Genomic DNA, 25,329 nt, shown 5'->3' on the forward strand with positions numbered 1-25,329 from the left:
ATACGCTCTTCCAGCGGCGGGTGGCTCATGAACATGCGGGCGAAGCCCTGTTTGATGCCACCGTTGATGCCGAAGGCGTTCAGGGTGTCGGGCATGTGCACCGGCAGGCCTTGTTCGGCACGCAGACGTTGCAGAGCGCCAATCATCGCGCTGGTACCGGCCAGGCGGGCGCCGGCTTCGTCGGCACGGAATTCGCGCTTGCGCGAGAACCACATGACGATTGCGCTGGCGAGGATGCCCAGCACCAGTTCGGCGAAGATGGTCGCGACGTAGTAGGCGATGCCCTGGCCTTCTTCGTTCTTGAAGATGACCTTGTCGACGAAGTTGCCGATGATCCGCGCGAAGAACATCACAAAAGTGTTCACCACGCCCTGGATCAGCGCCAGCGTGACCATGTCGCCGTTGGCGACGTGACCGATTTCGTGGGCCAATACGGCTTTCACTTCATCGGGCGAGAATCGCTCGAGCAGGCCCTGGCTGACCGCGACCAGCGCGTCGTTCTTGTTCCAGCCGGTGGCGAAGGCGTTCGCTTCGTAGGCCGGGAAAATCCCGACTTCAGGCATCTTGATCCCGGCTTCGCGGGACAATTGCTCGACCGTTTGCAGCAGCCATTGCTCATGACGGGTGCGTGGCTGGCTGATGATTTGCGTGCCGGTGCTCATCTTCGCCATCCACTTGGAGATGAACAGCGAGAACAGCGAGCCGGCGAAACCAAAGACCGCACAGAAAACCAGCAGCTGACTGAGGTCGAGGTCGACCCCGTTGGCCGCCATGAACCCGTTGAAGCCGAACAGGCTCAGGGTGATGCTGGCTATCAGCACGACCGCCAGGTTAGTGGCCAAAAACAGCAGGATGCGCATCATGGTTGTAGAACTCTCCTCAAGCTAAAGATGTAGCGTACTGCGGGGTATATAAGGTGCGGCACCGGGCTATTCAACCGAGTGACTATTTCAAACTGTGTCCTACAGCGGTTTCCTGAGCAAAAAGAAAATTCCCACCCTCGATTCCGACACGGATGACACAGCCTTTCGCCCCGCCGCCATTAGGTCAGATACGTCTGTACGGCTCGCATCGCAAGTGTAGAAGGGCTGCAAAGGCGCGGAACAAAGATGTGTTGCTGAATCAGACAGTGCGCAACAGCCAATCCGTTGCGCACTGCTGGCCCATTACTGGCGGTAGGACTTGAGGAAGTTGCCGATGCGGCCGATGGCCATTTCCAGATCATCGACGCGGGGCAGGGTGACCACGCGGAAGTGATCCGGCCACGGCCAATTGAATGCCGTGCCCTGCACCACCAGCAGCTTCTCGGAAAGCAGCAGATCAAGCACGAATTTCTCGTCGTTATGGATCGGGCAGACCTTCGGGTCGATTTTCGGGAACGCGTACAACGCGCCCATCGGCTTCACGCAGCTGACGCCGGGAATATCGTTAAGCAACTCCCAGGTGCGGTTACGCTGCTCCAGCAGGCGACCCTGCGGCAGCACCAAATCGTTGATGCTCTGGTAGCCCCCCAGCGCGGTCTGGATCGCGTGCTGGCTCGGCACGTTGGCGCACAGGCGCATGTTGGCCAGCATGTCGATGCCTTCGATGTAGCTCTGCGCGTTGTGTTTCGGCCCGGAGATGGCGATCCAGCCGGAGCGGAAACCGGCCACGCGGTAGGATTTCGACAGGCCGTTGAAGGTCAGGCAGAGCAGGTCCGGCGCCAGCGAGGCAGTGCAGATATGCACGGCGTCGTCATAAAGAATCTTGTCGTAGATCTCGTCCGAGAACACCACCAGGTTGTGCGCGCGGGCGATTTCCAGCATGCCCAGCAACACTTCCTTCGAGTACACCGCACCGGTCGGGTTGTTCGGGTTGATGATCACCATGGCCTTGGTATTCGGGGTGATCTTGGCCTTGATGTCGGCCAGATCCGGGAACCAGTCGGCGCCTTCGTCGCACAGATAATGCACAGCGTTACCGCCAGCGAGGCTGACGGCAGCGGTCCACAGCGGATAGTCCGGGGCTGGCACCAGCACTTCGTCGCCGTTGTTGAGCAGCGCCTGCAGCGACATCACGATAAGCTCGGACACACCGTTGCCCAGGTAGATGTCTTCGATGCCGACACCTTCAACCTGCTTCTGCTGGTAGTACTGCATCACCGCCTTGCGCGCGCTGAACAGGCCTTTGGAATCGCTGTAGCCCTGCGCGGTCGGCAGGTTGCGGATCACGTCCTGGAGGATTTCGTCCGGCGCTTCGAAACCAAACGGCGCCGGGTTGCCGATGTTCAGCTTGAGGATGCGCTGGCCTTCCTCTTCCAGTCGTTTGGCGTGCTTGAGCACCGGGCCGCGAATGTCGTAGCAGACGTTGGCGAGCTTGTTCGATTTGCTGAACTGCATGGCGATGTGATCCCGAAAATGAACGATCCAGGCGGCAAATGGACAACCGTACTGGGATTGCTGCGTCTTCGCACAGGCGGAGGTCTGGCGCTTTTGCGCTCAGAATCCGTTTGAATGCGCCCGGTCTGGCTGCCAGACTGGCGCGTGACGAGGCGCAATCATACGTGCCGCCCGATCCGTGGAAAAGGTACAGATCGGGCTTTTTCAGCCGCTGAGGTGTGATGATGGAAAAGTTGCAGAAAACCCTGGAAGAATGGCGTGCCATGCTCGACCCCGAGCAGTACAACGTCTGCCGTCTGAGTGCCACCGAGCGTCCGTTCTCGGGCAAATACAACGACACCAAAACCGACGGTGTTTACCACTGTGTGTGCTGCAACGAGCCTTTGTTCGATTCGAAGACCAAATTCGATTCCGGCTGCGGCTGGCCAAGTTTCTATCAGCCGATCGGCGAAAGCGCGATGACAGAAATCCGCGACACCAGTCACGGCATGATTCGCACTGAAGTGAAATGCGCGCGCTGCGATGCGCATCTGGGGCACGTATTCCCGGATGGCCCGCCACCGACCGGCCTGCGTTATTGCATCAACTCGGTGTGCCTGAATCTCGAGCCGCGCGAATAACCGATAATGAGGCGACATTGCGTCGCCTTTTTATCGAGCAATTAGATTGCACGCAATTCAATTGCTCGTTATGTTTGCGCCTTCCTCACCATTGCGGAGCCGACCCATGAGCGACAACCTGCTGAATATCCCGTGCACCACCATCAAGGGTGAGCAAAAGACTTTGGCCGATTTCGCCGGTAAAGCGGTGCTGGTGGTCAATACCGCGAGCAAGTGTGGCTTCACTCCGCAATACAAGGGCCTCGAAGAACTCTGGCAGACCTACAAGGACCAGGGGCTGGTGGTACTGGGTTTTCCGTGCAACCAGTTCGGCAAGCAGGAGCCGGGCAATGAGGGCGCCATCAGCGAGTTCTGCGAACTGAATTTCGGCGTCAGCTTCCCGCTGTTCAAAAAGATCGACGTCAACGGCGCCGATGCTCACCCGCTGTTCGTGCAGTTGAAGAAGCGCGCCCCGGGCCTGCTCGGCTCGCAGGGCATCAAGTGGAATTTCACCAAGTTCCTCATCGGCAAGGATGGCCAGTTGGTCAAGCGTTTCGCCCCGACGACCAAACCGCAGGACCTGAGCGGCGAGATCGAAGCTTTGCTGAAATGAGTCAGCCGGGTGATTCGCTGAAGCTCGACAGCCAGTTGTGCTTCAAGCTGTACGCGGCCTCGCGGGCGGTGATTCGTGCCTACAAGCCGATGCTCGATCAGTTGGGCCTGACGTATCCGCAGTACCTGGCGATGCTGGTGCTGTGGGAATGGCAGGATGCTGCGCCGGAGCAACCGACGGTCAAGGCCTTGGGCGAACGTCTGGCGCTGGACTCGGGGACATTGACGCCATTGCTCAAGCGTCTGGAGCAGATCGATCTGGTCCGGCGTCGGCGCTCGGCGCGCGACGAACGTGAGATGCATCTGAGCCTGACGCCTGCCGGAGCCGCATTGCGCGAGCGGGTCGGTCCGCTGAAAGCGCGCCTGCTCTGCGACAGTGGCGTTGATCTGGACCGACTCAATGATTTGCGCGCCGGCCTCGATCACTTGCTCGGGCAAATCAAAGCGCTGGCGTAGTCGGCATCCACTGATCGAGCAGCGCGGCGAGTTCTTCGCGGCGAAACGGTTTGGCCAGATAGTCACTCATGCCCGCCGCGCGGCAGCGTTCGCGTTCCTCGGACATGGCATTGGCGGTCAGCGCGACAATCGGCAGATTCGGCCAGCGCCCGCTCTGGCGAATCTGCCGACTGGCTTCATAGCCATCCATCACCGGCATATTGCAATCCATCAGCACCAGATCGAAATCGGCAAACTCCAGCTGATCCAGCGCCTCGGCGCCATGCCCCGCCACCACCACATCGCAGCCAAGCTTGCCAAGCATGCCTTTTGCCACCAGTTGATTGACCGGGTTGTCCTCGACCAGCAGCACCTTGCCCCGACGCGCGGACGGCGAGGCGTCCGCTTGCGCTTCGGTGAGGGCGGCGACCTCCGGTTGCAGAATCCGTCGCAGATGCTGGTACAGCGCGTTGCGCGCCAGCGGCCGGGCCTGCTGCTGCAAGGGGGCGAGGGCGGCGGCTTCTTCGCTGGGCAGAAAACTGCCGTAAGCAGTCACCAGCAGAATCGGCGCGGTGATGCTCGGGCGTAAACCGAACAGGCATTCCGGACAATCGGTGATCAGCACATCCGGATTCAGGCCCAGCAGCGAATCATCGATGGTGCGCTGCGTGTATTCCAGGCCCCACACCGGCAACAGGCTTTTCAGCAATTCCGCCAGGCCACTGCTGGCAGCGGTGATGGCGAGAACCTTGCCGCGTAACGGCAGCGGAGGGAGGGCGCGAGTGTGGCAGGGCAGTGGCAGCTCGGCACAGAACTGGCTGCCAAAACCGCTTTCGGAGCTGATGGTCAGGCGCCCCTGCATCGCTTCGCACAGGTTATATGTCAGCGCCAACCCCAGCCCGGTGCCGCCGTACTGACGGGTGATACCAGCGCCGGCCTGGGTGAACGGCTGGAAGATTTTCACCTGCGCTTCCTGGGCGATGCCGATGCCGGTGTCGCAGACTTCGATGCGCACGCCGCCCTTGTGTGCCGACAGGCGCACATCGACCCGACCGAAACGGGTGAATTTCAGCGCATTCGACAGCAGGTTGCTGACGATCTGCCGCACTCGGGTCGGGTCGCCCAGCACCAGCGCCGGGAAGTGCGGCTCGATCAGGCAGGTCAGCTCTACGCTCGGCGCGGCGTTCTGCGAGAGCAGGTTGGCGGTGTCTTCGATCAGCGAGCCGAGGTCGAACGGGATGTTTTCCAACTCCAGTTGCCCGGCGTCGAATTTCGACAGGTCGAGAATATCGTTGAGCAGTTCCACCAGCACCTTGCCCGAGTCGTGGGCGATCGACAGTTGTTGCTGCTGCTCGGCGTTGAGCGGGCCATCCAGCGACAGTGCGATCATCCCCAGCAGACCGTTGAGCGGTGTGCGGATTTCATGGCTCATGTTGGCCAGAAACGCCGAACGCGCTTCGGCCATGTCCAGCGCAGTGCGGCGGGCCACTTCGAGCTCTTCGTTGGATTGACTGAGGCGGGCGTTGATTGCCTTGAGCTCGGCGGTGCGCGCCGAGACGATGTCTTCCAGTTGCGCGAGGTATTCGGTCAGGCGGTTTTCTGCGGTTCGCCGCTGCTGGATTTCGGTGGCGATGTTTTCGAACTGCTGATTGGCGACCTTGACCAGCACGCCGATTTCATCGTTGCCGTGGCCGGCCGGGCACTCGAGCGTGGTCGGCTCGGCGCTGCGCGGGTCGCGGCCGCTGAGCTCACGGATGACCCGCACCAGTGGTTTGGTCAGCATCACGTAGAACAGCGCCAGGAGGATCCCGGTCAGCAGCAGGCTGCGGGCGAAACCGTTGAGCAGGGTGACTTCCGCGCGGCGCAAGAAGCGGCTGCCAAAGGCGTAGGTGTCGACTTCCAGTTTGAGGACGCCGAGGGATTCGTTGGGCAAATGGTCGAGGTACAGGCGATCTTCGAAATGACGCTTGGCGCCGAACAGGAAGTCGCTGATCAGCCGATAGCTGCTCTGCAGTTCCGGGCGTTTGACGTTGGCCAGGACGGTCTCGTTGTTGTCGATCAATTGCGCGGCGATGATCGCCGGCGAGCGCAGCAGGCCGAGGGTGAGCTCCTGCGCCAGTTCGGCATCGATGTTGTAGGCGATGCGCGAGGCCGGATTGTGGCTGATTTCCAGCAGTGCGAGGATTTCCCGGTTGATGGAAGCGTCTTCGCTGGCATAATCGATGCCGATCTGCAGCAGACTGAGCAGGGTGCCCAGAATGAACCCGACCAGCACGGTAAGCCTGGCTTGCTTGTAAGACAGCCGGTGGGTGAATTTGATATCCATGGGTTGTTGAACCACTTCCGTTTCCCTTCGCTGCTCAAGCATAGTCGATCATGCAGGGATACCGAGGTTCCCGAATCGCCTTGTAACAAGGCTTGCTGAGGCGATTTTATCTGTGTGTCGTCGCTGGATCGTCATCATCACTGTGAAAGTGCCCGAGGAGAAGACGTGGATTCCCGATTGAATGCTTTTCTTGAACGCGCCGAGTCGGTTCTGGCGCGAATCGAACCACTGTTGCCGGCACCGCGCCCCGTCATTGACTGGAACACATGCCTGGCAGCGCGCTGGCAGCGTGACGGTCGCAGCGGCTACCTGTTGCCGCTGGAAGTCAGCCTCGACATGCGTCTGTCCGACCTGATCGGCGTCGACCGGCAGTTGGAGCAGTTGGGGCGCAACACACAACAATTTCTTGATGGCATGCCGGCCAACCACGCCTTGCTCTGGGGTTCGCGCGGTACCGGCAAGTCTTCGCTGGTGCGTGCGTTGCTGGCCGAGCACGCCGGTGCCGGCCTGCGTCTGATCGAGATCGAACGCGATCACTTGGCTGACCTGCCACGGGTGGTCGAGCAAGTCGCCAAATTGCCGCAACGTTTCGTGCTGTTCTGCGATGACCTGTCGTTCGAATCCGGCGAAGGCGACTACCGCGTGCTGAAAAGCGTGCTCGACGGTTCGCTCGAGCAGGCCCCCGACAACGTCTTGCTGTACGCCACTTCCAACCGCCGCCACCTGGTGCCGGAAAAGGAAAGCGACAACGAAAACTGGAAGCGCGTCGACGGCGAACTGCACCCGAGCGAAGCGGTGGAAGACAAGATCGCCCTGTCCGACCGTTTCGGTCTGTGGCTGTCGTTCTACCCGTTTACCCAGGAACATTTTCTAAACGTCGTCGAGCACTGGATCGGACAGTTGGCCGCCAAGGCCGGCCTGAGCTGGCAGCGCGACGAAGCACTGGACATCCTCGCCGTGCGCTGGGCCACCGGCCGCGGTAATCGCAACGGACGTTGCGCGTATCAATTCGCCCGTTACTGGGTGGGACTGAAATTGCTGGAGCACAAGGCATGATTGATTTGCAACAAAGCGGCCAGGGCCTCGAAGGCTACGGTATGTTGGCCGCGCAACTGGAATCGCTACTGGCGGACGAACGCGACTTCATCGCCAATGCCGCGCAGTTTTCCGCATTCCTGTTCAACCAGCTCGATGATCTGAACTGGGCCGGTTTCTACCTCAATCGCAACGAAGAGCTGGTGCTCGGCCCGTTTCAGGGTCAGATCGCTTGCGTGCGCATCCCGTTCGGGCGCGGTGTTTGCGGCGCTGCCGCTGCCAGCCTGCAAACCCAGCGCGTCGAGGATGTACATGCCTTCCCGGGCCACATCGCCTGCGACAGCGCGTCCAACAGCGAACTGGTAGTGCCCTTGGTCAAGGACGGACGCCTGATCGGTGTGCTCGACCTCGACAGCCCGAAGCTGGCGCGTTTCGGCGCCGAGGATCAGTCCGGCATCGAGCAACTGGCGGCGATTTTCCTGCGCCTGACCGACTGCTGATCAACCGCTGAGGCCAGCCTTGTGCAGCAGGCTGGCCGTATCCACGCTGTCGATTTGCGCGGGATCAAGAAACCGCGTCGCGTACTGCATGTACACACCCTCATTGATGAACAGGCCGAACAGCGGCGTATCGATGTGCGCTTCACGGCACATGGTCGCCATGATCCCCAGCGCCTCGCTCAGCGACTTGGCTTTCTTGTAAGGGCGATCGGCGGCGGTCAGCGCTTCGAAAATATCGGCAATCGCCATCATCCTCGCCGGCAGGCTCATCTCCTCGCGTTTCAGCCGTTTCGGATACCCGGTGCCGTCCATTTTTTCATGATGACCGCCGGCGATCTCGGCAATGCTGTCCAGGTGACCGGGGAAGGGCAGGTGGCTGAGCATCATGATCGTCTGCACCATGTGATGGTTGATGATGTAGCGCTCTTCACGGGTAAGGGTGCCGCGGGCGATCTTCAGGTTGTACAGCTCGCCGCGGTTGTACTTGTACTCGGGTACATCGAGTTTGAAGCCCCAGGGGTTGTCCTCGGGGATCAGCTCGTTCTTGTCGCGTTCGATCAGATGCTCGGGTTTGTCGGCGAGCAGTGTTTCACTGACGGGCAGCGTCGCCGCCGGTGTTTTTGCCTGGCGGCGGTTTTCTTCCCATGACACACCGAGGCGATCATCCAGTGTGCGCAGCCATCTGCGTTGCGCGACTTGCTCGAGGCGCAGCAGATCGGCCTCGGCCATGGCCTCGCCACCGAGATTGCAGCGGGCGACAAAGGCGAAGTCGTCGTCGAGCATCAGCAACTCACTATCACGGGCGCGGGCCAGCGCCGCTTCGTCTGCACCGCTTGCCAGCGTCTGCCAGTAGTTGATCCACACGTCACGCTTGAGCACCTCGAAGCGGGTGCGGATTTCGTGGATGCGGTCGTTGATGGTCTCGAGCTTGGTGGCCTTGTCGACTACGTATTCCGGCGTCGTGACCTTGCCGCAATCGTGCAGCCACGCTGCGATGTGCAACGCCTCCCATTCATCCTCGCTCGGTTGGTAAGCGCTGAACGCCGGGTCCTGGCTTGCCGCAGCGGCCTGGGCGAGCATCAGCGTCAATTCCGGCACTCGCTGGCAATGGCCACCGGTGTAGGGGCTCTTGGCATCGATCGCGCTGGCGAGCAGTTGGATGAAGGCATCGAGCAGTTGTTTCTGCCGCGCTTGCAGACGCTGACTTTCGATGCTCACCGCCGCCGCGCCGGACACCGCCTGCAAGAAGGCGATACGGTCGGGGCGCAGCTTTTCCAGGTCGCCCGGCGCGCCGCTGTCATTGACCAGCAGAATCAGCAGGCCGATGGTTTCGTCGTGCTGGTTGTGCAGGCGGATGCCGATCAGGTGGATGCGCGGTGATTCCATGGCCAGGAGGATTTTCTGCAAGTCGCCGGCCTGATCGAAGCCCAGATGGCTGACGGTATTGTTGGCGCTGGCCAGTTGCTCGAACCACGCCGGGCCGGTGTTTTTGTGCAGCTCACGTCCCTCAATGTCAAACGCCTCCAGCTTCTGCGGCACGCCATCGATGACCAGTCCATAGGGTTCCATGCGCGCGCCGTCGGCTTCGCGCAGGTAGATCAGACCGGCCTGCGCCTGAGCGATCTGCACGGTTTCGAACAGCACGCGTTCGAGCAGCGGGGCAAAACGGGTTTCGGCGCAAAGGCTGTCGGTGATGCGGAAGAAACTGCCCAGGGTTTCTTTCATCCGCGCCATCGACAGGCTCAATTGATCGACTTCCAGTACGGGCGAGCGGCGCGCCAGCGGAGAACTGAAGTCGAAGCTGCGGATCGCGTCGGCTTCTTTGACCAAGGCATGCAGCGGCTTGACCAGAATCCGCGAAATCACCCAGCCCAATGGCAGGCACAGCAACAGGATGGCGAGGGTGATCAGCGCGCCTTGCCAGCGCATGCGGAACGCATCCACCAGTAATTCGTCTTCTGGCACCAGCAGCGCCAGTTGCAAACCTTTCGGCCCGCCTTCCTCGATGCTGGTGCGCGCGACGATCCATTGCCGGTCGTTTACTTGCAGACGCTTGCCGATAGTGTCGGAGCTGAGCAGCGCGTTCAGCTCAGGGCTGAGATCGGCCGCTCTGGCCAGACGTGCAGTGCGGTCATCGACGATCAGGCGATGGCTGTCGTGATAGGCCACGGCGTTGCCATCGGTGTCGTACAGTGCGATCTCTGTCGAAGGCGTGACCCGGTGCTTGCCCAAGGCGGTCGACAGCGAAGCGAGGGTCAGATCGGCGCCAATCACCGCGTTCTCGCCGCTGCGCCGGGCCAGCGTGGTGCCGACATTGTGGGTCGAGAAAAATACATAGGGCTCGGTGGTGATTTGCCCGGCCTGTTGCAGGGCGTCGCTGAACCAGGTCCGGCTGCGCGGATCGTAAGGCTCGTCTGGATGATCGCGGCGGCTGAGCGGCGTCAGCGCCTGATCAAAGAACAATGATTGCGAGCGTACAGTGCCTTGCGGCTCGTGCTCGATGCTCCAGACCTGATAGGCCGCCGCTTCCGGCGCCTGAAGCTGTGCCTTGAGTTCCGCCGTGCGCAGCGCGCGCACCATGAAGAAATCACCATTGGTATAACCCAGATACAGCGATGCCAGCGCCGGGTTGTCGGTCAGCGACTGGCTGAAGGGTTTGAGCAACGGCAGGCGTTGTTGCAGATCGCTCGCGTGGGCCGCCGGGGTGTCCGCCAGCAGGCTCAGCAGGTTGCGGATCGGCTGATAGGTTGCCTGCAGATCGAGGCGTACATCCTGCTCGATCCGATCAAACAGCTTTTCGCTGCTCGACAGGATGATCTGCGTGGTCTGGTGGTAATTGAACAGGCCCAGCACCACGCCCGTAAGCAATAAAAGAAAGGTGAACATGACGCTGATGTGCACGTGCAGCGGCAACCGGCGTTGCTCGGGGCGCAGTGGGCTGTGCATTGCTGGCTCTCCATGAATGTTTAACTCACTGCTCAGCGTCCAAGCATAGTTAAGACTCGCTGACTGTGCCTTGATCGGCCAGGGTCAATTGCTGCTGCAGGGCCTGCGCCAGTTCGAGCATCGCCTGGCTGGTTGCCGCCCAGCGACGGGCAATCTCCTGTGATGCGAGCGCTTGCTCGCAAGCGGCCTCAAGCTCATCGCAACATTCGATCAACCGCGAGGCCTGCGCGATGCGTGCTGCGCCCTTGATCTTGTGCGCAGCCACCGCCAGCGCTTCGCGATCATCCTCGGGCGACAGCCTGAGCAGTTCCTCGCGGTCGAGGCGGCTGCTCTTGAGCAGCTCCACCAGCATGCGTCGGGTCTGCGCCGGGTTGTTGCCGGTCAGCAAGCTCAGACTTTGCAGATCGAACACCGAGGCCGGTGAAGCCGGCGTGATGCCGTCGATCCACTGTCCGAGCAGGGTCAGACTCAACGGTTTGAACAGGCAGTCGTCCATGCCGGCGAGCTTGCAGCGCTGGACTTCTTCCGGCTGGGCATTGGCGGTGAAACCCAGCACGGTGCACGGCGGGCGATGGTTTTGCAGTTCAAGCTGGCGAATCCCACGGGTCATCTCATAGCCGTTCATCAAGGGCATGTTGCAGTCGACGATCACCAGATCGAAATGATCGGCCTTCCACCGCTCGAGGCCGCTGCAGCCATCTTCGGCAATGCTGAAGCGATGTCCGAGAAACTCCAGTTGCTGGCACATGAGCAAACGGTTGGCCGGATGGTCGTCGACAACCAGGACATGTAACGGCGTTGTCGCAGGCTTGATCAACGGCTCGCTTTTCGGCGGATTCGCCTTTGCCGGCAGGCTGTCCAGCGGCAGCGATATGCACACCTGAGTGCCGATGCCGGGCTGGCTGCTCAACTGCAGTTGTCCGCCCATCATTTCGCACAGGTTGCGACTGATGACCAGCCCCAGTCCGGCGCCGTTTTTTGCCTGCCGACTGCCGTTTTCCGCCTGCGAGAATGGCTCGAACAAGCGCTGTTGATCTTCGGCGCTGATGCCTGAGCCGCTGTCCTGCACGGTCAGCTGCATCAATGTTCGACCAGCAGCGTCTGCCGGGATCAGGTCGAGGGTGATCCGCACGTGGCCGCTTTCGGTGAACTTGATAGCGTTGCTGACCAGGTTGGACAGCACCTGCTTGAAGCGCAGCGGATCCAGATGCACATCCACAGCCGGGTGCGGCGGGTTGAAGACGACTTGCAAGGCAAGGTTTTTCTGCCGCGCTAGGCCGTCGAAGATGCGTGCAACGGAGGTTACTGTGTCGACCAGATTGATCCACTCCGGGGACAGGCTCAGACGTCCCGACTCAATGCGGGCAATGTCGAGGATATCGCCGATCAGCCCGAGCAGATCCTTGGCCGAATGGTAGGCCGTGTCGATCGATGCGCGATCGGGGTGTTGCGGATCGATGCGTCGCAGGGTCAGTTCGAGCATGCCGATTACGGCGTTCATCGGCGTACGGATCTCATGGCTCATGGTTGCCAGGAAGGTACTTTTGGCCCGGTTCGCCTCGTCCGCCTGCTCTTTGGCTGCACGCAGTTTTTCAAACAATTGGCGGCGTTCACTGATGTCTATCCAGCCGCCGATAATCCCTTGAACGTCACCGCTGGAGTCGCGGTAGGGAAGAATCCAGTGGTAAATCGTCAAACGGCGGTTGCCGATGTGCAGGGGCCGGTCGAGGATCAACGGAATGCCTTCGGCAATGACTCTCTGGTAATCGGCCTGGAATGCCTCGGCCTCGCATGCGTTGCTCAGGGTGCCATGCATCACGCCTTTGCCGATGATGTCCTCGCGTCTGGCGTTGAACGCTTCGAGATAACTGTCGTTGCAACTTTGCAGCAGACCCTGGCGATCTCGCACGTAGATCGGGTGCGGCGTGCCGTTGACCAGCGAGCGCATGAACTCCAGTTGATCGTTCAGTGCACGTTCGGCAGCCTGGCGTTGTTTGATCTGGTGGCGCATGTAGGCGTTCCAGGTCAACAACAGCAGCAGGATCAGGCCGGCGGCTGCGACCACTTGGTAGAACAGGCGCTGGTAGTTTTGCCAGATGTTCTGTGATGCCGTGGAGTAACCGCGCCAGCGGCCGTTGATCACGCCGAGCTCCTCGGGAGCGATGCTCAGCAGCGCCTTGTTGATGATCGAGGCCAGTTCGGTGTTGTCACGGGCGGTCGCCAGCGAGAAGGCTGCCTGACTGGTGCCGATCGTGGTGGTGATTTGCAGTGGCCGATCGAATATGCGCGATGAGATGAAATAGTTGGCGATCACTAGCGAGTTCACCGCACCGTCGACATGGTTCTCGGCGAGCATCGACACGGCGCTGAACGTGTCGGGGGTTTCGATCAGTTCGATGCCCGGAAAATTCTCATGCAAGTAGGCGACCAGCGGATTGCCTTGAGCGATTGCCAGCCGCTTGCCTTTGAGTTGGCCCAGATTGGTCGGGCTGTCGGCGCTTTTGCGGGTCAGCAGCACGTAGGAATTTTCCAGATACGGGCGACTGAAACTGAGGTTTTTTTCACGTTCGGCGCTGGGCAGCAGGGCTGCGATCAGATCGGCCTTGTGATTGTCGATCTGCCTGATCATTTCCGCATCGTTGCGGCTGCGCTGAACCTCGAAACGCAGGCCGGTACGCAAGCGGATCAGCTCGAGCAGGTCGGCGCTGATGCCGCGGAAATTGCCGGCGCTGTCGAAGAAGGTCAACGGTGCGTAAGCTTCATTGACCACCACGCTGACGACGGGGTGCTGCTTGAGCCACTTTTCCTCACGATCAGTCAGCTGCAGTTTTCTGTCAGTGAGCAGCAGGTCGTTGCCGGCGCTCCAGCGCTTGGCGATGTCGTCGCGCTGACTGCTCGGGATCGCTGCGAGCACCGTGTCGATGATGCCCAGCAGCTGCGGATTGCTGCGCCGCACGGCGAAGCTGAAGCCATGGGCTTCCTGCTTGCCGAAGTTGGCCATACGGACGTTGTTGAGATAGCCCTTGTTGATCATGTAATGGGTGGAGAGGGTGTCGCCGAGAAACACATCGGCCTGGTCGAAGGCCACCGCGTTGATTGCGTTCTGGTAGGACGGATAGCAGGTGATCAGTGCTTTGGGATACAGCGCTTTGATCTCGGGCACCGGCAGGTAGTGATACACCATGCTCAGGCGCAGGCCGGCGAGGCCTTCGGTCAGCGAGCGGGTTTCGTCCTCGCGGGTTACCAGTACCGGCTGATCGACCGCATAGGGTCTGGAAAGCGCGAGGTTGGCATTGCCTGCTTCGTAGCCGTTGGCTGTGCCAAGCAGGTCGATCTGGCCATCGATCAAGGCGCGAATTGCAGCCTCGCGCGAGGGAAAGCGTTGCACGCGAATCGGCAAACCGGTGGCCTGACCGAGAATCCCTGCGTAATCGGCGGTCAGTCCCTCGTAGTCCTGGCCACTGACGGTCATGTCGAATGGCGGGTAATCAGGTGCGGAGGTACCCAGTTTCAGTTCGCTGCGAGTCTGCAGCCATTGCCGTTGTGACGGCTGCAGGACAGTTTGCACGGCCTCGGTGGCCGAGCGGCTGAGCAATGCATAGTCCGGTGAAGCGCTTGGCGCGGCGAGGGCATTGGCGCTCAGGTACAGAACAGCGCTCAAGGCAATCAGGTAGTCCTTTACACGGCTGGGCATGCGGAGTCTCACACGAGTGCGTTACGTTTGGCCATCTCGATAAGTTCTACAAGGGATCTGGCTTTGAGTTTTTGCATCAGACGCTTTTTATAAGTGCTGACGGTCTTGTTGCTCAGAAACATGCCTTTGGCTATTTCCTTGTTGGTACGTCCCTGAGCAAATAACTGCAATACCATCAGTTCGCGGTCATTGACGGATTTGAACAGTTCAAGTTCAGCGTATCGAGTGTCGTCGGCGCGCACCGGATTAAGCGCTTGACTGGGGAAATAGTTATAACCGGAAAGTACCGCTTTGATTGCGCTGACCAATTCGCTCAAGTCTTCCTGCTTGCAGACATATCCCGATGCACCGGATTGCATGCAGCGGATACCGAACAGCGTAGGACACTGCGCCGTCAGAATCAGAATCTTGAAATTCGAACCCATGGTGTTGAAGCGGGCCAGCACTTCGAGGCCGTCCAGCTTGGGGATGCTGATATCGAGAATGACCAGGTCGGGCATGCATTCACGGACCATCTGCATGGCATCGACACCGTTATCGGTCTCGCCGACGACCTTGTAGCCTTCATGTTCCAGGAGCATTCGCACGGCGAGGCGGATGACCGGATGATCGTCCACAATAAAAACGGAGTTCATAAATAGAGTCCCATGCAAGCATGAATAAAGCGCGCACCTTAGCTCAGATGCATGAGCACTCGCATGGACTGGTAGTGTCGCGACTACGTTATCGGATTAATCCTACGCGTAATGAGGAAAGAGACTACGTTGAAATTAGGTTCGGCGTAAGGAAGGGCGAGCAATCAATTGGCCGAAGATTGAAATGATCCGAAGGCCAATATTGATATTCAATTATTTGTCGATGTTTAAAGTTGCGTTTAATCAGCGGTGTTTATTTGATCGGGTTAATGGGTCAAGCGTAGTTGAATCTCACTCGGTGCACAGGGGCATTCAGCGAAACTCTCATGGTGGTCAGCCGGTCAGGTGACCGGCCGACCACCATGAGACTCAGTGACTTGAACGCCCGGTCATTTCCAGTGCCATGTCACTGGCGTAACTGTCGGTCATGCCGGCGATGAAATCGATCATGCGCAGAAACGAACTGTGCAACGAACCCTGCGGATCCGGCGCATTGTTGCCAAGCAAATCGAGGATGCGCCGGCTCTTGAACGACGGCGTGCGACCGTTGTGCTGCTCCAGCGCGGCGCCGCAGAACGAATTGAGCAGGATCTCCAGCGTCGTGTACGCGCCGATCTCGTGCAGGGTCTTGCGCTTGTCCTGAAAGATTTTCTTGCGCGCGATGTCCTTGGCGTTCAACACGCAGCGCTTCGCCGGCCCGTGCATGTGTTCGACCAGATCGCCGTGCAGCGTGCCGGCGAGCAGAGCATCCTGCTGTTCGACAAATGCCCGCGCCGCCGCGTTGGTCAGGTGCTCGATGGCCTTGCCGCGCAGGATCGCCAGTTTACGCCGCCGGGAATCCTGCGGGCCGAGCTGGCGATAGGTTTCCGGCAAATCGTCGCCGACCAGACCGAGCAGCAGTGACTCGACTTCGGCGTATTCGAGCAACTCCATTTCCAGACCGTCTTCGAGATCGATCAGCGCATAGCAGATGTCATCAGCGGCTTCCATCAGGTAGACCAATGGATGGCGTGCCCAGCGCTGGTCTTCGATTTGCGGCAGGCCGAGTTTGTGCGCGATCTGTTCGAGCAATGGCAGCTCGCTCTGATAGCAGCCGAATTTGTGTTTCTTGTAGCCGAGGGAGTCGGCGTGGCGCGCGGTCCATGGGTATTTCAGATAGGTGCCCAGCGTCGCGTAGGTCAGGCGCGTGCCGCCGTCGAACTGGTGATATTCCAGCTGCGTCAGCACGCGAAAGCCTTGAGCATTGCCTTCGAAATTGAGGAAATCACCACGCTCGGCCTCGCTCATGCCGTCCAGCCAGCCACGCCCGGCGGCTTGTTGAAACCAGTGGCGAATCGCGTCTTCGCCGGAATGGCCGAACGGCGGATTGCCGATGTCATGCGCCAGGCAAGCCGATTGCACGACCATGCCGAGGTCGGCCGGGTCGCACCAGTCTGGCAGCGCGCTGCGCAAGGTTTCACCGACACGCATGCCCAGCGAACGGCCGACGCAGCTGACTTCCAGTGAGTGGGTCAGGCGGGTATGAATGTGATCGTTGCTGGTGACCGGGTGCACTTGGGTCTTGCGCCCGAGGCGGCGGAAGGCACCGGAGAAAATGATGCGGTCATGGTCTTTGTGAAAAGGGCTGCGGCCGAGTTCTTGCGGGCTGTGCAGCGGCTTGCCGAGGCGTTCGCGGTTGAGCAGGGTTGGCCAATCCAAGGCTGATTCTCTCCGTCTGGTAACTGATCGCCCTAGCTTCCCGGTTCGGCCCCGTGCCTGCAAGCAGAACTACAGGCCTGCTGCGTCGATATCGATCAACAGCAAGCGTTCACCGTTATCGAAAAACTGTCCGGCAGTCAGGCAATACTGGTTGCTGGTGGCATCGCGATAGGTGTTCGACAGGGTCAGGCGGCGTTCTTCCCAGCCTTCGGCCAGCAGATGATAGAAATACGGTCGCCACGACCAGTTGTGCCCCAGATAGCGGTCATCGGCAAACCAGCCGTCATGGCGCCATTCGAGGTTGGGCGTCAGTTGCGTGCCGTGGCGATCGCACTGATAAAAGCGCAGCAGCCAGGGAAACGCCTGCAATTGCGGCAACGCACTGAGCGGGGCGCGGGCCTGCGCCCATTGCTGCAGAATCGCCATCAGTTCGCTGAGCTGCTGACGCATCTGCATCAGCCTTCCGCGCTCGCTGAGTTTCTGTTTTACGTAGCGCTGCCTGAGTTGGGCGAAATGCGCGACGAAAGCATCCGTAGCGAAGAAGTCTTCCTGCGCCCGGGCGAAAAGAAAACCTTGTACGTAGCGCGAGCCGCACTCCAGGGCGAAATTCAGCTGTGCTTCGGTTTCGACGCCTTCAGCGATGATCCAGCAGCCGGTTTTTTCGGCCATCTGCGCAAGTGCTTTGACCACGTCACTGCTCGGTCCGCCGAGGGCCGCAGCCTGAAACAGGCGCATGTCGAGCTTGAGAATGTCCGGTTGCAGGGCCAGTACCCGATCCAGCTGCGAATAGCCGGCGCCAAAATCATCGATGGCGATTCTCGCCCCTGCGTTACGGTAGCGCCCGACCACGTGGGCCAGGCGTTCGCTGTTACCGCCCAGTTCGGTGATTTCGAAAACGATGCGCTGCGGATCAACCTGGTGTCGCGCCAATTGCTTGAGGCTTGGCAGCGCTTGATCGGCGCGCAGGCGACTGATCCAGCGTGGCGACATGTTCAGGCTGAGGAACCACTCCGCCGGCGCTTCATGCAGGCGGCTGAGGGCGTGGTCACGGATCTGCCGATCGAGACGGCGCAAGGCAGTGGCCGGTGTCCGTGGGTCGGCGAACAACGGTCCGACCGAGGTCAGTTGACCATCGCTCTGGCGCAAGCGACCGAGTGCTTCGACACCAGCGATGCGGCCGGTGGCGGTATCGATGAAAGGCTGAAAACAGGCGAGCGGTTGCCCGTCGATCACGGCAAGTCCTTAATCTTGTTTTTGGTTTGGCCGCGCTTGCCGGATAGGCACGCGGGATGGAATCTCCCGATAAGGAGATTCATCCCGGCGCTATTGCAAGAATGTAGCCAGATGGGCGCTTCAGCGTTTGCCCGAGCTGTGCATGACCAGTCTGATCAGCGGCCCAAGCGTCGTGCCCAGACGCAGCAGTCGCGTCAAACCGCCGCCACTGCTGCGTTTCGAGCCTTTGCCGGTGAGGAAACCCAGCAGCGTCACCGCCGCCACGCCCCACAACGGCGCGTGCTTGATGCCAAAACCGTCCTGCACGTTCTGCTTCATGCCACGCATGCGCTGCAACGGTTGCAACACTTGCGCGGTTTCGTGGCGGATTTCCTGACGGTGCATTTCCATGCGCAGGCGGATCAGCGCCTTGCGCATTTCCCGGCGTGAGCTGTTGTGCGGAAGTTCAGGCAGGCTCATGGCAGCAGGCGCTCCCGGTCGTTGGCCAGCTCTTCGAGCGTGCCGTGGAAAGGCGAGGACTCATCGAAAATCGCCGCTTTGAGGCGTAGGCCGCAGAAGATCGACGCCAGCGTGTAAAACACGCACAGGCCGATGATCGCTGCCAGGCGGTAGGTGTCCCAGAAGATGATCATCACCAGCGTCGACAGACCCACCAGCAACAGCAGGGCAAACACCAACGCCAGGCCGGCGAACAGCAGCAGGCTGACAGTGCGTGATTTCTGCTCCTGCAGTTCGATGCCGAACAGTTCGACATGACTGTGCAGCAGGCCCAGAACGGCAGCGCCGAGGCGACGTGTGGAGGAGGCGGTGCCCGCAGTCGGGCCGGATTCACCGATCGACATGATCAGCGCCGAGTTGCCAGCAGGCCGATCAGAAAGCCGACGCCGGCAGCGATGCCCACCGACTGCCATGGGTTGGCCGATACATAGTCTTCAGTAGCGGTGACCGCCGCCTGACCGCGTTCGCGCAAGGTGTCTTCAGTCACTTTCAGGGTTTCCCGGGCACGCAGCAGGCTGTCGTGAATCTGGGCACGCAGCTCATCGGCCTGATCGCCAGCGAGGGTCTTGGTGTGCTCGAGCAGGCGTTCGGTGTCGGCGACCAGAGTCTGGAAGTCGTTCATCAGGATTTCTTGAGCAGTCTTTGCCTTGATGCTGGCCATGGGTGGATCTCCGTAGGTGGCTTTGAAGCGTTCGAGTATGAGCCTTGCGCGAAGGTTCAGTGCAAATGCCTGGTACAACTTTTGCTGTGTCGTGGTGCGTCGCTCGGCGTATGTGCGCTGTTGCCGGGCGTCCGAGCAGAAAACTCTAATTCATTTGCTCGCGGTTCGTGATCGGACATCGATATATGCGCCAAATCAGTTCATCAACCCTGCCGTTGGATATTTGATGAGTCGTAATTTGGTGCATGAAATGCCCGCATGAACCGCTTTGGTGCCTTTTAGCCTTGGGTCTGCCTCCTCATGGAAAATCTGCAAAGCGCTGTGGACACGCTGGTTCACAGCTCCAACACGTTGTTCATTCTGATCGGTGCGGTGATGGTACTGGCGATGCACGCCGGTTTCGCCTTTCTGGAGGTCGGCACGGTCCGGCAGAAGAACCAGGTCAACGCGCTGGCGAAAATCCTCAGCGATTTCGCCGTCTCGACCCTGGCCTATTTCTTTATAGGCTATTGGATCTCCTATGGCGTCACCTTCATGCAACCGGCGGCGGTGCTCACGGCTGACCACGGCTATGGCCTGGTGAAGTTTTTCTTCCTGCTGACCTTCGCTGCCGCGATCCCGGCGATCATTTCCGGCGGCATTGCCGAACGCGCGCGTTTCGTCCCGCAGTTGTGCGCGACGGCGCTGATCGTGGCGTTTATCTATCCGTTTTTCGAAGGGCTGATCTGGAACGGCAACTTCGGCTTGCAAGGCTGGCTGACGGCGCAGTTTGGCGCGGCATTCCATGATTTCGCCGGCTCGGTGGTGGTGCATGCCGTGGGCGGTTGGCTGGCGTTGGCCGCTGTTCTGCTGCTCGGCCCGCGCAATGGTCGCTACCGCGATGGGCGCCTGGTCGCGTTCGCGCCGTCGAGCATTCCGTTTCTGGCGCTGGGCTCGTGGATCCTGATTGTCGGCTGGTTCGGCTTCAACGTGATGAGCGCGCAAACCCTGCAAGGTGTCAGTGGCCTGGTCGCGGTCAACTCGCTGATGGCCATGGTTGGCGGTACCGTCGCGGCGTTGATCGTTGGGCGCAACGACCCTGGCTTTCTGCACAACGGCCCGCTGGCCGGGCTGGTGGCGATTTGCGCCGGCTCCGACCTGATGCATCCGGTCGGTGCGCTGGTAACCGGCGCGATCGCCGGAGCCTTGTTTGTCTGGTGCTTTACCGCTGCCCAAGTCAAATGGCGCATCGACGATGTGCTGGGCGTATGGCCGCTGCATGGTTTGTGTGGCGTGTGGGGCGGGATTGCCTGCGGCATCTTCGGTCAGTCTGTGCTGGGTGGCCTGGGCGGTGTCAGCCTGATCAGCCAGTTGATCGGCACTGCGCTTGGCGTCGCGGTCGCGCTGGTCGGCGGCTTCGTCGTCTACGGCGCGATCAAGGCATTGCATGGGCTGCGCCTGAGTCAGGAACAAGAGTATTACGGCGCCGACCTGTCGCTGCACAAGATCGGCGCGGTGAGTCAGGACTAGATTTCCTCATCATTGGCTCCGGGATAGAAACCGTGGAGCAGGCGATAGCGATCGATACGCACTTGATCGACCTTCTCCTGCACTTTGTGTGCGGGCAGGCCAAGCATGATCAGCGCGTGTGAAGCGAGCATCAGGCTTGACTCCAAAAGCTCCGGCACCACCTCGGTGGCGCCCGCAGCTCTGAGTTCCGCCGATTGGCTGTCGTCACGGGTGCGTACCAGAATCGGCACCTGTCGGTTGAGTCGCCGGGCTTCGCGCAGAATGCGCAACGCCACGTCGCTCTGATCCACGGCGATTACCAGCAGCCGGGCGCGGAACAGGCCAACCGCAGTAAGCAGATCGCCACGCGCCGAGTCGCCGTAGTGTACGTCGCTTTCCGCAGATGCGGCTTCCTGCACCCGCACCGGATCGTTGTCCAGCGCAACATAGGCTTGCCCGGCGTTGCCCATGAAGCGGCCGATGGATTGGCCGACGCGACCGTAGCCGCAGATCACCACGTGCTGGTCGAGGTCGGCGTTGAGCGCGCTGATCTGTTCGATCTGCGCTTCCTGATTGGGCTTGCGGTGCAGCACGGCGGCGATGCGCGGCGCCGCACGCAACAGCAGTGGCGTGAGCAGCATCGAACAGAACGTCGCCGCGAGCAGCAGGGCGCCCGGTTCGGCCGGCAACAGGTTGTTTTGCTGCATCTGCGCCATCAAGGCAAAACAGAATTCGCCACCCTGGGCCAGGGCCAGGCCGCTGCGCCATGCGGTTTCGCTGTCACTGCCGCGCCACTTCACCAGCAGCGCGACCACGATGCCCTTGATCAGCATCAGGCCGAGCGTCAGGCCGATGATCAACAGGCTGTGACTGACGAACAATTGCAGGTCGATCAGCATGCCGATGCTGACGAAGAACACGCCGAGCAGAATGTCGCGAAAGGGCCGGATGTCAGCTTCGATCTGGTGCCGGTAATGGCTTTCCCCGAGCAACATGCCGGCGAGGAAAGCGCCGAGTGCAGGCGACAGCCCCAACAAGTGCGTGAGCCAGGCAGTCAGCAGCACGATCACCAGCGCCAGCAGGACGAACAGCTCCGCAGAGCGCGAGGCCGCCACCTCATGAAACAGCCGTGGCAATAACCAGCGACTGGCGAGCAGCAGGCCGAAGAACAGCACCACGGTTTTGCCCAGGGTCAACGGCAAGGCCCAATACCAGGCCTGCTCGCTGGTGCCGGCGAAGACCGGAACCAGTGTCAGCAGCAATACCGCGACAACGTCCTGAAACAGCAACACGCCGACCGCGTTCTGGCCGTGGCTGCTGAATACTTCACCAAGACTGCCCAGCTCCTTGGTCACGATCGCCGTGGATGACAGCGATAACCCTGCGCCGAGTAACAGCGCCGGCATCAGCGGCATGCCCAGGCCCATCAACAGTGTGCCGAGCAGCGCTGTGCTGATCAGCACTTGCTGACTGCCGAGGCGAAACACCACCTGACGCAGCGCAATCATCTTCGACAGGGAGAACTCCAGACCCAGCGAAAACAGCAGAAACACCACGCCCAGCTCGGCGACATCGGGCAGATGTTCGCTCTCGTTGACCCAGTCGAATGCGTTCGGCCCGACCAGTAATCCCACGCACAGGTAACCCAGCACCGGCGGCAGTCGCAGGCGCCGGAACAGGGCAATCACCACCAGGGATGAGGCGAGGATGATCAACAGATTTGCAAACACGGGACACTCCGCTGTCAGGGCGTTGGCCTCTGAAGCGTAGAGGCAAAAAGTCCGCGAGGATGACGCATTTGCAATTTGCGCTGAATGATTTGCGTCAGGATTTTGCGCCGGGAGCGCTGGGTCCTTTGGGCGGCGCCGGGTCGACGAGGGTTTAGTGGCGTCCTAGAATGGGCTCACTTGTTTTCCGGTAATGCCGTCATGCCTCCTGAATGTCAGCTGTTCGGCACCCTCGGGTGTCACCTGTGTGAAGTCGCCGAAGCCGAGCTGATGCCCTTCGTCGAGCATGGTCTGCTGGTTGAACTGGTGGACATCGCCGAAGACGAATCGTGGTTCGAAAAATACAGCTTGCGCATCCCGGTACTGCGGCGGGTTGACACCGGCGCTGAGCTGGATTGGCCGTTCAGTGGCGACCAGGTAGTGGCATTTTTAGGCTGCTGATTTTGCCTTGATCCTTTCCGCTGGTCGCAGCGATACATCCTTGCGTTGGCGCTCGCTGAATTCTTCGGTTACTGTATGTCCATACAGCAATCGAGTCAGAGGGATGAACCGTGGTCAATGTCGAACAGTTGAAGAGCAGCGTTAACCGGATGTCGGTGGACGTGGTGCGCGAGGCCGTCCTCGAATTGCGCCTGGACGGGCTGGTCACGGAAGGCAAGACGCCATTCAACAAGCTGCATTTCAATACCTGCTTTGCCGAAATCGAAGCCCTTTTTCAACGCGCCGGTTATCACAAGCAGCTGGATGTGGTCGGTTATCAGGGATTGTTATACGCGTTGTACGACCCGGGGCGCTGGGAGGCGGTCGATGTCTTGCGCTGGCTGAAGGAGTTCACCGAAGCAGCGGCTCTCAAATCGATTCCGGCCTGATCAAACTGCGCTAGGTGGCTTTGCCTCACTGTTGGATAATGCCGGCTTGCATTGAGGAATTCTGTTTCGTATGTCCAGTCCCGTATTTTCCGCTGCGCACAATCAGGCCAGCACCTTGTACTTGCCGCCCGGTTCCTGGCTGACGGTACTCGATTGCCTGTGCGAGCACTTCAGTGCCATCGGCCGCGAACAGTGGCTTGACCGGATTGCTCGCGGACGGGTGCTGGATGCGCATGGCCAGCCAATTGCGCTGGACTTGCCGTACAGGGAGGGTCTGCGCATTCACTACTTTCGCGAAGTGCCGGACGAGAAGCCGATCCCGGTTCTCGAGTCGATTCTCTATGCCGATGAACACTTGGTGGTGGCCGACAAACCTCACTTTCTGCCAGTCACCCCGGCCGGGGAATATGTCGAACAAACCCTGCTGCGGCGGCTGATCCGTCGGCTGGACAATCCGCATCTGGTGCCGCTGCACCGCATCGATCGGCATACGGCGGGGCTGGTGATCTTTTCGGCCAATCCGCAGACCCGCTCGGCCTATCAGTCGTTGTTTCCGACCCGGCAGATCGACAAGCGCTACGAAGCGATTGCCCCGGCGTTGCCCGAGCTGAATTTCCCTCTGGTCCACAAGAGCCGCCTGGTGGATGGCGAGCCGTTCTTCCGCATGCAAGAGGGGCCTGGCGCCAGCAATACCGAAACGGCGGTCGAGGTGCGTGAGAAAAATGGTGATCTGTGGCGCTATGGTCTGTATCCCGTGACCGGCAAAAAGCATCAGTTGCGGGTGCACATGACGGCGCTGGGCGCGAGTATTTGCAACGACCCGTTTTATCCGACGGTGTTGAAAGATGTCGAGGACGACTACGCCAACCCGTTGAAGCTGCTTGCGCAAGGCCTGCGCTTCATCGACCCGGTGACCGGTGAGTTGCGGGAGTTCGAGAGTCAAATCACCTTGCAGTGGTAATGCTGAAACTGCTTTCCGAGCGCCCATGAAAAAGCCCGCATGACAATGCGGGCTTTTCTGTATCCGGTAACGACGCGGAGCCTTACAGCTCTTTAACGGTACGAACCTGATCCTTGTTGATGCGGGTCTCTTTGCCGTCCAGCTGCTGGAACTCGTAGAAGCCCGAATCATCATCGTATTTCGGGGTGTCGACGGCCTGGATTTCGCGACCGTCATTCAAGGTGATCACTGTTGGCGAGGAGCAACCGGCGAGGGTTGCCAGGCCCAGTGCGAGCATGAAAGTGGCGAGGGTCCGTTGAGTCATGAGTGTGTCTCCGAATGGGAAATCTTCTGGTTACTGAGCTTGAGACGTAAACAAGGCGTGAGAGTTCCTTGGATAATGTCAGTCTGACACAGTGTTGTGCAGATGTAACAATTCCGGGGTGTTGAGGTTGGCCAGTCGCGGGTCGTTGTCAGGGCATTGCAACGCGACGGCACCGAGGCTGCGCATCACCCGACCCGGGCTGCGCTCGCCTGCATTCCAGGCTGCTTCGAATGCCGGCAACAGCGCCACGGGAATCACGCACAGCAGCGGTTCCCAATGCTCGCCGTGGCGCAGCATTAAAGGTTTTTCACGTTGCTGATCGGCAGTATTCAGCATGTCTTCGAGCAAGGCCTTGTCGATTCGCGGCACATCACATGGCAACACGAGCAGATGCGCATGGCGCGCCGCTTTCAGCCCGGCACGAATACCGGCCAGCGGCCCGGGGAAATCGCCTTCATCATCCATCACCAACTGATCGGCAAACCCGGCATAACGCTCGCGATTGCGGTTGCAGGAGATGATCAGATCGTCGGTCAACGGCCGTACCTTGCGCTGCAAATGCGCGATCAAAGGCTCGCCCAGCCACTCGATAAGCCCCTTGTCCTGACCGCCCATGCGCTGGCCGCGTCCACCCGCCAGAAGCAGGACGGAGCAGGGCGACAATTGACTGTTCGACGGCATGACGACTCTCCAGAGGGCGGCGGAAAAATGAGCCGCTGTGATATAACAC

23 protein-coding genes are annotated in these 25,329 nt (G+C 60.2%); 9 read left to right on the forward strand and 14 right to left on the reverse strand.

Annotated features, from left to right (window positions below; genetic code table 11):
- A partial coding sequence (htpX, locus tag D8U71_RS12960) for a protease HtpX (RefSeq protein ID WP_130887910.1) occupies window positions 1-863 on the reverse strand: 863 nt, incomplete at its 3' end.
- 303 nt (window positions 864-1,166) lie between these two features.
- A complete protein-coding gene (locus D8U71_RS12965) occupies window positions 1,167-2,378 on the reverse strand; it encodes a pyridoxal phosphate-dependent aminotransferase (RefSeq protein WP_016770856.1) in 1,212 nt (403 codons plus the stop codon).
- Between the two features lie 224 nt (window positions 2,379-2,602).
- Between D8U71_RS12965 and msrB the strand changes: the two genes are divergently transcribed.
- The 3 genes from msrB to D8U71_RS12980 all read left to right on the forward strand — a co-directional run bounded on the left by msrB (window position 2,603) and on the right by D8U71_RS12980 (window position 4,045).
- Window positions 2,603-2,998 carry a peptide-methionine (R)-S-oxide reductase MsrB gene (gene msrB, locus D8U71_RS12970; RefSeq protein WP_130887911.1) on the forward strand — a complete coding sequence of 132 codons (396 nt, stop codon included), beginning with the start codon at window positions 2,603-2,605 and terminating at the stop codon, window positions 2,996-2,998.
- A 106-nt stretch (window positions 2,999-3,104) separates the two neighbouring features.
- On the forward strand, window positions 3,105-3,590 hold the full coding sequence (locus D8U71_RS12975; protein ID WP_016770854.1) for a glutathione peroxidase: 486 nt from the start codon (window positions 3,105-3,107) through the stop codon (window positions 3,588-3,590).
- The gene (locus tag D8U71_RS12980; RefSeq protein WP_130887912.1) at window positions 3,587-4,045 is read left to right on the forward strand and encodes a MarR family transcriptional regulator; all 459 of its coding nucleotides are present in this window, start codon (window positions 3,587-3,589) and stop codon (window positions 4,043-4,045) included. The genes D8U71_RS12975 and D8U71_RS12980 overlap by 4 nt, the downstream gene beginning before the upstream one ends.
- On the opposite strand, the gene D8U71_RS12985 is transcribed toward D8U71_RS12980, so the two are convergent.
- Window positions 4,029-6,350 carry a response regulator gene (locus tag D8U71_RS12985; RefSeq protein ID WP_130887913.1) on the reverse strand — a complete coding sequence of 774 codons (2,322 nt, stop codon included), beginning with the start codon at window positions 6,348-6,350 and terminating at the stop codon, window positions 4,029-4,031. The two genes, D8U71_RS12980 and D8U71_RS12985, sit on opposite strands and share 17 nt — an antisense overlap.
- Window positions 6,351-6,515: 165 nt before the next feature.
- On the opposite strand from D8U71_RS12985, the gene D8U71_RS12990 reads away from it, so the two are divergent.
- Window positions 6,516-7,406, forward strand: coding sequence for an ATP-binding protein (locus D8U71_RS12990; RefSeq protein ID WP_041478431.1), 891 nt, complete (start codon window positions 6,516-6,518; stop codon window positions 7,404-7,406).
- Complete coding sequence (locus D8U71_RS12995) at window positions 7,403-7,885, forward strand: GAF domain-containing protein (RefSeq protein ID WP_130887914.1); 483 nt, start codon at window positions 7,403-7,405, stop codon at window positions 7,883-7,885. Before D8U71_RS12990 ends, D8U71_RS12995 begins: the two co-directional genes overlap by 4 nt.
- Here the strand turns inward: D8U71_RS12995 and D8U71_RS13000 are convergent, their stop codons facing one another.
- From D8U71_RS13000 to D8U71_RS13035, 8 genes are all read right to left on the reverse strand, one after another.
- Complete coding sequence (locus D8U71_RS13000; RefSeq protein WP_130887915.1) at window positions 7,886-10,831, reverse strand: HD domain-containing phosphohydrolase; 2,946 nt, start codon at window positions 10,829-10,831, stop codon at window positions 7,886-7,888.
- A gap of 49 nt (window positions 10,832-10,880) precedes the next feature.
- The gene (locus D8U71_RS13005; RefSeq protein WP_130887916.1) at window positions 10,881-14,525 is read right to left on the reverse strand and encodes a transporter substrate-binding domain-containing protein; all 3,645 of its coding nucleotides are present in this window, start codon (window positions 14,523-14,525) and stop codon (window positions 10,881-10,883) included.
- 8 nt (window positions 14,526-14,533) lie between these two features.
- Window positions 14,534-15,160 (reverse strand): response regulator transcription factor, encoded by a 627-nt coding sequence (locus D8U71_RS13010; RefSeq protein WP_016770847.1) that lies wholly within the window; start codon window positions 15,158-15,160, stop codon window positions 14,534-14,536.
- 369 nt (window positions 15,161-15,529) lie between these two features.
- A complete protein-coding gene (locus D8U71_RS13015) occupies window positions 15,530-16,858 on the reverse strand; it encodes a deoxyguanosinetriphosphate triphosphohydrolase (RefSeq protein ID WP_016770846.1) in 1,329 nt (442 codons plus the stop codon).
- 69 nt (window positions 16,859-16,927) lie between these two features.
- Window positions 16,928-18,091 (reverse strand): EAL domain-containing protein, encoded by a 1,164-nt coding sequence (locus tag D8U71_RS13020; RefSeq protein WP_024013699.1) that lies wholly within the window; start codon window positions 18,089-18,091, stop codon window positions 16,928-16,930.
- 120 nt (window positions 18,092-18,211) lie between these two features.
- Window positions 18,212-18,550, reverse strand: a complete 339-nt coding sequence (locus D8U71_RS13025; protein WP_016770844.1) for a hypothetical protein — start codon at window positions 18,548-18,550, stop codon at window positions 18,212-18,214.
- Window positions 18,547-18,933: a phage holin family protein gene (locus tag D8U71_RS13030; protein ID WP_008079909.1), complete on the reverse strand. Its 387-nt coding sequence runs from the start codon at window positions 18,931-18,933 to the stop codon at window positions 18,547-18,549. Before D8U71_RS13030 ends, D8U71_RS13025 begins: the two co-directional genes overlap by 4 nt.
- A gap of 2 nt (window positions 18,934-18,935) precedes the next feature.
- Window positions 18,936-19,250: a YqjD family protein gene (locus D8U71_RS13035; protein ID WP_016770842.1), complete on the reverse strand. Its 315-nt coding sequence runs from the start codon at window positions 19,248-19,250 to the stop codon at window positions 18,936-18,938.
- 300 nt (window positions 19,251-19,550) lie between these two features.
- On the opposite strand from D8U71_RS13035, the gene D8U71_RS13040 reads away from it, so the two are divergent.
- On the forward strand, window positions 19,551-20,759 hold the full coding sequence (locus D8U71_RS13040) for an ammonium transporter (protein WP_122880979.1): 1,209 nt from the start codon (window positions 19,551-19,553) through the stop codon (window positions 20,757-20,759).
- Here D8U71_RS13040 and D8U71_RS13045 read toward each other — a convergent pair.
- The gene (locus tag D8U71_RS13045) at window positions 20,756-22,468 is read right to left on the reverse strand and encodes a monovalent cation:proton antiporter-2 (CPA2) family protein (RefSeq protein ID WP_130887917.1); all 1,713 of its coding nucleotides are present in this window, start codon (window positions 22,466-22,468) and stop codon (window positions 20,756-20,758) included. The two genes, D8U71_RS13040 and D8U71_RS13045, sit on opposite strands and share 4 nt — an antisense overlap.
- A 198-nt stretch (window positions 22,469-22,666) precedes the next feature.
- Here D8U71_RS13045 and D8U71_RS13050 point away from each other — a divergent pair, with 198 nt between their 5' ends.
- The 3 genes from D8U71_RS13050 to D8U71_RS13060 all read left to right on the forward strand — a co-directional run bounded on the left by D8U71_RS13050 (window position 22,667) and on the right by D8U71_RS13060 (window position 24,295).
- Window positions 22,667-22,906: a glutaredoxin family protein gene (locus D8U71_RS13050; RefSeq protein ID WP_122707244.1), complete on the forward strand. Its 240-nt coding sequence runs from the start codon at window positions 22,667-22,669 to the stop codon at window positions 22,904-22,906.
- Between the two features lie 110 nt (window positions 22,907-23,016).
- Window positions 23,017-23,334, forward strand: a complete 318-nt coding sequence (locus tag D8U71_RS13055) for a hypothetical protein (RefSeq protein WP_016770837.1) — start codon at window positions 23,017-23,019, stop codon at window positions 23,332-23,334.
- A 70-nt stretch (window positions 23,335-23,404) separates the two neighbouring features.
- The gene (locus D8U71_RS13060) at window positions 23,405-24,295 is read left to right on the forward strand and encodes a pseudouridine synthase (RefSeq protein WP_130887918.1); all 891 of its coding nucleotides are present in this window, start codon (window positions 23,405-23,407) and stop codon (window positions 24,293-24,295) included.
- Between the two features lie 82 nt (window positions 24,296-24,377).
- Here the strand turns inward: D8U71_RS13060 and D8U71_RS13065 are convergent, their stop codons facing one another.
- Both D8U71_RS13065 and mobA read right to left on the reverse strand, forming a co-directional pair.
- Complete coding sequence (locus D8U71_RS13065) at window positions 24,378-24,599, reverse strand: YgdI/YgdR family lipoprotein (RefSeq protein ID WP_016770600.1); 222 nt, start codon at window positions 24,597-24,599, stop codon at window positions 24,378-24,380.
- A 78-nt stretch (window positions 24,600-24,677) separates the two neighbouring features.
- Window positions 24,678-25,280 carry a molybdenum cofactor guanylyltransferase MobA gene (gene mobA, locus D8U71_RS13070; protein ID WP_130887919.1) on the reverse strand — a complete coding sequence of 201 codons (603 nt, stop codon included), beginning with the start codon at window positions 25,278-25,280 and terminating at the stop codon, window positions 24,678-24,680.
- Between the last annotated feature and the right edge of the window lie 49 nt (window positions 25,281-25,329).

The organism is Pseudomonas sp. Sample_21, from assembly GCF_004307525.1.
Classification (GTDB): Bacteria; Pseudomonadota; Gammaproteobacteria; order Pseudomonadales; family Pseudomonadaceae; genus Aquipseudomonas; species Aquipseudomonas atacamensis.

Bases quoted from the DNA above. Each gene is read 5' to 3' on its own strand.
- D8U71_RS12965 (WP_016770856.1), bottom strand. From the start codon at position 2,378: ATGCAGTTCAGCAAATCGAACAAGCTCGCCAACGTCTGCTACGACATT.
- msrB (WP_130887911.1), top strand. From the start codon at position 2,603: ATGGAAAAGTTGCAGAAAACCCTGGAAGAATGGCGTGCCATGCTCGAC.
- D8U71_RS12975 (WP_016770854.1), top strand. From the start codon at position 3,105: ATGAGCGACAACCTGCTGAATATCCCGTGCACCACCATCAAGGGTGAG.
- D8U71_RS12980 (WP_130887912.1), top strand. From the start codon at position 3,587: ATGAGTCAGCCGGGTGATTCGCTGAAGCTCGACAGCCAGTTGTGCTTC.
- D8U71_RS12985 (WP_130887913.1), bottom strand. From the start codon at position 6,350: ATGGATATCAAATTCACCCACCGGCTGTCTTACAAGCAAGCCAGGCTT.
- D8U71_RS12995 (WP_130887914.1), top strand. From the start codon at position 7,403: ATGATTGATTTGCAACAAAGCGGCCAGGGCCTCGAAGGCTACGGTATG.
- D8U71_RS13000 (WP_130887915.1), bottom strand. From the start codon at position 10,831: ATGCACAGCCCACTGCGCCCCGAGCAACGCCGGTTGCCGCTGCACGTG.
- D8U71_RS13005 (WP_130887916.1), bottom strand. From the start codon at position 14,525: ATGCCCAGCCGTGTAAAGGACTACCTGATTGCCTTGAGCGCTGTTCTG.
- D8U71_RS13010 (WP_016770847.1), bottom strand. From the start codon at position 15,160: ATGAACTCCGTTTTTATTGTGGACGATCATCCGGTCATCCGCCTCGCC.
- D8U71_RS13025 (WP_016770844.1), bottom strand. From the start codon at position 18,550: ATGAGCCTGCCTGAACTTCCGCACAACAGCTCACGCCGGGAAATGCGC.
- D8U71_RS13030 (WP_008079909.1), bottom strand. From the start codon at position 18,933: ATGTCGATCGGTGAATCCGGCCCGACTGCGGGCACCGCCTCCTCCACA.
- D8U71_RS13035 (WP_016770842.1), bottom strand. From the start codon at position 19,250: ATGGCCAGCATCAAGGCAAAGACTGCTCAAGAAATCCTGATGAACGAC.
- D8U71_RS13040 (WP_122880979.1), top strand. From the start codon at position 19,551: ATGGAAAATCTGCAAAGCGCTGTGGACACGCTGGTTCACAGCTCCAAC.
- D8U71_RS13050 (WP_122707244.1), top strand. From the start codon at position 22,667: ATGCCTCCTGAATGTCAGCTGTTCGGCACCCTCGGGTGTCACCTGTGT.
- D8U71_RS13060 (WP_130887918.1), top strand. From the start codon at position 23,405: ATGTCCAGTCCCGTATTTTCCGCTGCGCACAATCAGGCCAGCACCTTG.
- D8U71_RS13065 (WP_016770600.1), bottom strand. From the start codon at position 24,599: ATGACTCAACGGACCCTCGCCACTTTCATGCTCGCACTGGGCCTGGCA.
- mobA (WP_130887919.1), bottom strand. From the start codon at position 25,280: ATGCCGTCGAACAGTCAATTGTCGCCCTGCTCCGTCCTGCTTCTGGCG.